General features: G+C 56.0%; 8 protein-coding genes and 1 pseudogene. 4 read left to right on the plus strand and 5 right to left on the minus strand.

Annotated elements, in window-relative coordinates; all coding sequences use genetic code 11:
• From Q1B15_RS15725 to Q1B15_RS15745, 5 genes and pseudogenes are all read right to left on the minus strand, one after another.
• Window positions 1–218 (minus strand): annotated as a pseudogene (locus tag Q1B15_RS15725) (D-alanine--D-alanine ligase); the annotation flags it as partial.
• Window positions 219–282: 64 nt separating this feature from the next.
• A complete protein-coding gene (gene murB, locus Q1B15_RS15730; RefSeq protein WP_299755322.1) occupies window positions 283–1,224 on the minus strand; it encodes a UDP-N-acetylmuramate dehydrogenase in 942 nt (313 codons plus the stop codon).
• 75 nt (window positions 1,225–1,299) lie between these two features.
• Window positions 1,300–1,560, minus strand: a complete 261-nt coding sequence (locus Q1B15_RS15735) for a DUF2484 family protein (protein ID WP_299755324.1) — start codon at window positions 1,558–1,560, stop codon at window positions 1,300–1,302.
• On the minus strand, window positions 1,557–1,808 hold the full coding sequence (locus Q1B15_RS15740) for a DUF2484 family protein (RefSeq protein WP_299755326.1): 252 nt from the start codon (window positions 1,806–1,808) through the stop codon (window positions 1,557–1,559). Before Q1B15_RS15740 ends, Q1B15_RS15735 begins: the two co-directional genes overlap by 4 nt.
• A gap of 59 nt (window positions 1,809–1,867) precedes the next feature.
• Complete coding sequence (locus tag Q1B15_RS15745) at window positions 1,868–2,950, minus strand: PA0069 family radical SAM protein (RefSeq protein ID WP_299755328.1); 1,083 nt, start codon at window positions 2,948–2,950, stop codon at window positions 1,868–1,870.
• A gap of 249 nt (window positions 2,951–3,199) precedes the next feature.
• On the opposite strand from Q1B15_RS15745, the gene Q1B15_RS15750 reads away from it, so the two are divergent.
• The 4 genes from Q1B15_RS15750 to Q1B15_RS15765 all read left to right on the plus strand — a co-directional run bounded on the left by Q1B15_RS15750 (window position 3,200) and on the right by Q1B15_RS15765 (window position 5,538).
• Window positions 3,200–3,463 carry a hypothetical protein gene (locus Q1B15_RS15750; protein ID WP_299755330.1) on the plus strand — a complete coding sequence of 88 codons (264 nt, stop codon included), beginning with the start codon at window positions 3,200–3,202 and terminating at the stop codon, window positions 3,461–3,463.
• On the plus strand, window positions 3,418–3,993 hold the full coding sequence (locus Q1B15_RS15755) for a hypothetical protein (protein ID WP_299755332.1): 576 nt from the start codon (window positions 3,418–3,420) through the stop codon (window positions 3,991–3,993). The genes Q1B15_RS15750 and Q1B15_RS15755 overlap by 46 nt, the downstream gene beginning before the upstream one ends.
• A gap of 125 nt (window positions 3,994–4,118) precedes the next feature.
• Window positions 4,119–4,826 carry a B12-binding domain-containing protein gene (locus Q1B15_RS15760; RefSeq protein ID WP_299755334.1) on the plus strand — a complete coding sequence of 236 codons (708 nt, stop codon included), beginning with the start codon at window positions 4,119–4,121 and terminating at the stop codon, window positions 4,824–4,826.
• Between the two features lie 55 nt (window positions 4,827–4,881).
• Entirely contained in the window at window positions 4,882–5,538 is a 657-nt protein-coding gene (locus Q1B15_RS15765) for a DUF1638 domain-containing protein (protein ID WP_299755337.1), read from the plus strand.
• Window positions 5,539–5,871: the final 333 nt, after the last annotated feature.

Below are 5,871 nucleotides of genomic sequence, written 5' to 3' on the forward strand. Positions count from 1 at the left end.
TCCTCACCCCAACGTCCATGCAGCGCATTGAAGACGACGTCGGGCGCAATTTCAGCCAAACGCGCTGCCACATCAGGCCCCGCGTCCAGCTCAACCACATCATAGTCTTTCACCCGCAGTGCGGCCGCACATTCCTTACCAGACGATAAAGACACCTCGCGCTCGGCCGAGTGTCCGCCCAGTAGAACCACAACTTTGCGGGATGTCCTGCTCGACATTCCCGAAACTCACTTATTTTCGGACCGTTTTCGGTCTCGTTTGCCTATTCAGTCCAAAGTTGGACTAGTCGTCTGCCTCAGGAACCGGTTTTCCGACCCTCATGATTTCCCATTCTAATCTGATTCCCGCGTGCTCGAACACCCTTTGTCTGACCTCTTCGCCAAGGCCCTCAAGATCAGCGGCCGTCGCCGTGCCGGTATTGACCAGAAAGTTCGGGTGTTTGGGCGACATTTGCGCCCCACCCTTCGTCGCTCCGCGCAATCCGGCGTCATCAATGACCTTCCATGCTTTCATCGCGTGGCTGTCATCGGCCTGCCCGGTCGAGCTGAACCCAGCCGGATTTCGGAACGTCGAGCCCGCAGTGCGGTCTTTTGTCGGCTGAGTCGCGTCTCGCTTTGCAAGTTGGTCTTCCATGCGCGCGGCAAGCGCCTGCGGCTCACCGCGATTTGCCTCGAAGGTTGCCGAAAGAATGATGGCCTCATCGGGCAAGTCGGACTGACGGTAGCGGAAATTCAGCTCATGAGGGCCAAGCGTTACATGCTCTCCTGACCGAAGCATTACGTCTGCGGAAACAAAATGGTCGGCGACATAGCTGCCATAACATCCCGCGTTCATCCGCACAGCGCCGCCGATTGCGCCGGGGATAGTCCGCAGAAACGTCAAGTCTAGCCCCGCGGCGGCGGCTTTTCGTGCGACATGCGCGTCCAATGCCCCGGCGCCTGCGGTCACTTGTGTTCCGTCTATCTCAGTGCCGGCAAAGGCCCGCCCAAGGCGGATGACCACGCCCCCTAGTCCACCATCGCGCACGATCAGGTTCGAGCCGACCCCTATCGCGAAGATAGGAACGTCCTGGGGCAGCATTTTCAGGAAGGTCGCAAGGTCGTCAGCATCGGACGGAAGAAACAACCAGTCCGCAGCCCCCCCGACGCGTAACCACGTCAAAGAGGACAGGTCATAGCCTGCCGTCAGCCGTCCGTTTACGGGAATATCGTCGATCTTATGCATTGGTCCGGAGCTACCATCCTGCGGCGCGCGAAACCAGAGGGTTCAAACGCGCGCCTGAAGGCGTTGCCGTCAGCATTATCGCGCGATTGGTGCGCCCGTCACGGATCGCATCCACCGCCAGAGATGGAGTACCGGCCAGCGCAGGATCGACACAGCAGCAGCCAGCACAAGTAGTCCGATCCAGATGCCATTTTCCCAAACCACGAGCCCAAGAAGCGGGACGCCAAAGGCCATCAGCACATAGGCCGCAGGCCAATGCTTTTTTTTCGAAGGGAACATCGCGATGACATTGGCGAGAATGCACCAAAGGCAAGCGAGCGAAAGCGAAAGCGTCATGGGGCGACCTCCTTTGACGATCGGGCTTTATTCCAGATGTGCCAAAGGGGCCGACGGAACATTGAGATGAATGCGAAAAGGCCGATCAGGCTTGGCAAGATACCATGCTCCCATCCGATCCAGCCGATCAAAAGGGGTGCTGCGATAAGCAAAAGGATTCCCGGGGGGAACTGAAGGCGCATAGGCAGCGTCGCAACAACCGTTGCAACGAACACCCAGATACATCCGAAAATCAGCGAAAAGCTCATTCCGCGTCTCCTTTGCAGGAGGGTTAAGGGGGAAATACGGCAAGCCTGTGACGAAAGCCTCAAAAAAGCGAAAGCTGGTCGCCTCTGCGAGGGGGCGGCGCGAACAGGTCGCAGCGCAAATCGGGAAGCTTGGAAGCAAGCCCCAATCGCTTGCACTGCAGCGCAAATCTGTGAGCAATCAGTTGCGCATATTTTCCCTGCCCGGTCATGCGCTGGCCCCAGTTTGGATCATAGTTCTGCCCACCGTGGGTTTCGCGCACCCGTGCCATGACACGAGCCGCGCGATCTGGAAATGCTGCCGCCAGCCATTCGATGAATAACGGTGCGACTTCGCGCGGCAGCCGCAACATGATCCAGCTTGCAGCAATCGCCCCTGCATCCGCACCCGCCTGCAGGATGGCTTCGATTTCGTGATCCGTCAGACCCGGAACAACAGGGGATGTCATGATGCGAACCGGGCAGCCTGCGTCAGTTAGGCGCTGAATAGTTTTCAGGCGGCGTTTTGGATGTGGCACGCGCGGTTCCATCGCGCGCGAAATTTTTGGATCGAGCGTCGTCACGCTGATCCCGACACGGACTAATCCGCGCTGGCCCATACCGCCCAAAATGTCGATGTCGCGTTCGATCAACGTGCCCTTCGTGACGATCCCGACCGGATGATTGAAGTCCCGTAACACCTCAAGACAGCGCCTCATAATCCGATGTTCCTTCTCAATCGGTTGATACGGATCCGTGTTGGTGCCGATTGCTATTACTTTGGGAACGTAAGATTTCGCGCGAAGTTCTTTGGCAAGAAGGTCCGGCGCATTGGGGCGTGCAATCAGTTGTGTCTCGAAATCAAGACCCGGCGACATCCCCAGATATGCATGCGTTGGGCGCGCAAAACAGTAGATGCAGCCATGCTCGCAACCCCGGTAGGGATTAATCGAGCGATCAAAGGAGATATCCGGCGATGTATTGCGCGTGATGATCTTGCAAGGCGTCTCAAGGCTTACCTCGGTGCGAACGCTTGGCAAGTCTTCTGCGATCTCCCAGCCATCATCAACACGGTCTCGGTCAAACCGTTCGAACCGTCCCGGGCGGTTAGACTGGGCGGCGCGGCCACGGGCATTTGGGTCAGCGGTATGCGTGTTTTGAGGCATTACCACGCCACTAGAACAAAGCATGAACAACATCAATCGAAAAATGTGATGTTGGAGTATGCTTTCCTCGCCTAACATAACCGCTAGTCAGGTCTTCCGGATATAAATTCCGGGGGGAACTGACGATGACAAACATACTTGCGGCGGTTGCCGTCACCTTGGCGCTGCCTACATCTGCTGACACCGTTGGACCCTTTACCGACCTTGCGGTTTTTTAGCGACAGCCCTAGCGATCCGGGAAACATCTTTATGGCAACAGGCGGCGCGCAGCCGACCGAGGCTTTTTACCCGGACGGCCAGTTCACCGACGGTGACACATGGGCCACTCAGTTGGGCGTGGCCCTCGCCTTCGGAACAACCTTTGCCTCCGGTGACGCGACAGCCGTGGAAAACGGCGACAGGGTTCCTGATTTTGACGTCCAACGCGCGCTTGATCAGGCCGCAAACCTGGGTCTTGGGGACACCCCTTGGCCGTCGCGGCCTTCGACGGCAATGACTTGCGCGTCGTGTTAGAGCAGCCTTTACCGACGACTTTAGAAGAACAAGACGCGTTTCAGATATTTGTTGGTTCTCTCATACAAAGCGTGGACACCACGATCGTTCTTGGGGTCAAAGACCCTATTCAAACAGGCCTGAACGATATCGTCGTGTTCGGCCCGCCAGACCTCAAGGTTATCCCCGGTGTGGCGAACGATGCCGCGCTAATTTTCACTGTTGAGGGTATTGTGGATGCGTTCAAAGAAACGCCTAAAGGCGTAATTGCGGTATTTGACGCGCCTGAATCGACAGCCGACGTGACCTTTTTCGACGCAACCGCGCTTCAGGACCGCATCCTTGCCAAAAGCAATGCGCTTGGGTTAACCAGCATAACGCAAGCTTGCCTGACCGAGACGTTTTTCTGTGGCGATGACGTAAACAGCAATTTGCTCTTTGACGGCCTGCACCCGACCCAAAAAGTTCACAGCGAGCTGGCCCGTGCCATTCTTGAAGCCGTGACACCTGCCCCCTTCCGGGCGGCCTGTCGCGTGCATTGGGCGGTTTAATGTTGCTCAGAGGGCTCGCTAAACGACGCAAAGTCGCGACCGCATAAGTTTTCGTCGTAATCCGGCGTTTATTGTTTGTTGGTATTAGCTTAACTCTGGCGTAACGCGGGCGAGGAGACACGTGCATGTCGGATGAAGCAGACGACGATATCGTACTGGATGAACTTGATGACGGCGAGTTAGTGCTGCAAATGCACGACGACCTCTATGACGGTCTGAAAGAAGAGATCGAAGAGGCTGTAAATATCCTTCTTGGGCGGGGCTGGATCCCTTACAGAGTTCTGACCGAAGCATTGGTTGGTGGCATGACGATCGTCGGGAATGACTTCCGCGACGGCATTCTGTTCGTTCCAGAAGTGCTTTTGGCCGCAAACGCGATGAAGGGTGGCATGTTCATCCTGAAGCCGCTTCTGGCCGAAACCGGCGCGCCGCGCATGGGCAAAATGGTGATCGGCACGGTGAAAGGCGACATTCATGACATCGGCAAGAATTTGGTATCGATGATGATGGAAGGCGCCGGTTTCGAGGTTGTGGATCTTGGCATTAACAACGCGGTTGAAGCCTACCTTGAGGCGATGGAAACCGAAGAGCCTGATATCCTTGGGATGTCCGCGCTTCTGACCACCACTATGCCTTACATGAAGGTCGTGATCGACACGATGGTCGCGCAAGGCATCCGGGACGATTACGTTGTTCTGGTAGGTGGCGCTCCGCTGAACGAAGAGTTTGGCAAAGCCATTGGCGCAGACGCCTATTGCCGGGATGCGGCGGTTGCCGTGGAAACCGCAAAATCGTTTATGCAGCGAAAGCATAATCAGATGGCCGCCAACTAGGGTGCTATTTGATGAGGTGCTGGCCAGAGTTGCCGCAAATCAATAGGCTTCAGGCATGACGCGCCCGAGCCTTCCAGATGACGATACACTGACACATAACGGCTTGGACGCTTCGCGCGTCGGGCGTGTGTTGGTTTTGGCATGTGGTGCCTTGGCCCGTGAAATTCTTGCGGTCACGAAAGGCAACGGATTTCAACATATCGACCTGCACTGCCTGCCGGCAATTTTGCACAACCATCCCGAACGCATCGTTCCTGCCGTCACCGAAGCGGTTGCGGCATATCGAGAAAGTTATGAGACGATTTTTCTGGCTTATGCCGATTGCGGTACCGGCGGGCAATTGCAAAAAGCGGCGCGGGATCTTGGCGTGACGATGTTGCTTGGACCTCATTGCTATGCATTCTTTGAGGGAACCGACGGGTTCGTTGAACGCGCGGCGGACGAATTCACGGCCTTTTATCTAACGGACTTTCTCGTGCGCCAGTTTGACGCGTTTGTCTGGCAGCCGCTAGGTCTGGATCGGCACCCAGAATTACGGGACACATATTTTGGACATTATGAAAAGTTGGTCTATCAGGCCCAGACCGACGACCCTGCCTTGACCGCACTGGCCATTGAGGCCGCTGCGCGACTTGGACTTGAGTTTGAATACCGCTTTACCGGCTACGGCGACTTAAAAGTAGCTTTGGAAGATTTTCGCGACGCACCGTAACGCATTTTTAACCCTCACCGTGGTATCGCTTGCGCATTTTTTGGTTGAGGCGAAATATGTGATTCAGACTTGGTGTCGTTTTAGCGTGAGATGGATGGGCCGGCGTTCCCTCGGCCGGCTCTGTCGAGCCGTGGTTTGACACGACGATGAACCGCCCACGATTATTTTGGAAATAGTTACATTTACGATGAATAATGTGCTGCACACCTTCCGCAGTCACTTTATCAACACTGAATTTGTTGGTGCAACGCCTGAGGCGTCGGTCGTTCTGATACAGATCACCCTCCTATTGGGAGGTTTGATCAATTGTCTGCGGCGCGGATTCGGCAGACC

Origin of the sequence: uncultured Boseongicola sp. (assembly GCF_937988555.1) — a bacterium.
Classification (GTDB): Bacteria; Pseudomonadota; Alphaproteobacteria; order Rhodobacterales; family Rhodobacteraceae; genus Boseongicola.

Coding starts and splice junctions, on each gene's coding strand:
- murB (WP_299755322.1), bottom strand. CDS start 1,224: ATGCATAAGATCGACGATATTCCCGTAAACGGACGGCTGACGGCAGGC.
- Q1B15_RS15735 (WP_299755324.1), bottom strand. CDS start 1,560: ATGACGCTTTCGCTTTCGCTCGCTTGCCTTTGGTGCATTCTCGCCAAT.
- Q1B15_RS15740 (WP_299755326.1), bottom strand. CDS start 1,808: ATGAGCTTTTCGCTGATTTTCGGATGTATCTGGGTGTTCGTTGCAACG.
- Q1B15_RS15745 (WP_299755328.1), bottom strand. CDS start 2,950: ATGCCTCAAAACACGCATACCGCTGACCCAAATGCCCGTGGCCGCGCC.
- Q1B15_RS15750 (WP_299755330.1), top strand. CDS start 3,200: ATGGCAACAGGCGGCGCGCAGCCGACCGAGGCTTTTTACCCGGACGGC.
- Q1B15_RS15760 (WP_299755334.1), top strand. CDS start 4,119: ATGTCGGATGAAGCAGACGACGATATCGTACTGGATGAACTTGATGAC.
- Q1B15_RS15765 (WP_299755337.1), top strand. CDS start 4,882: ATGACGCGCCCGAGCCTTCCAGATGACGATACACTGACACATAACGGC.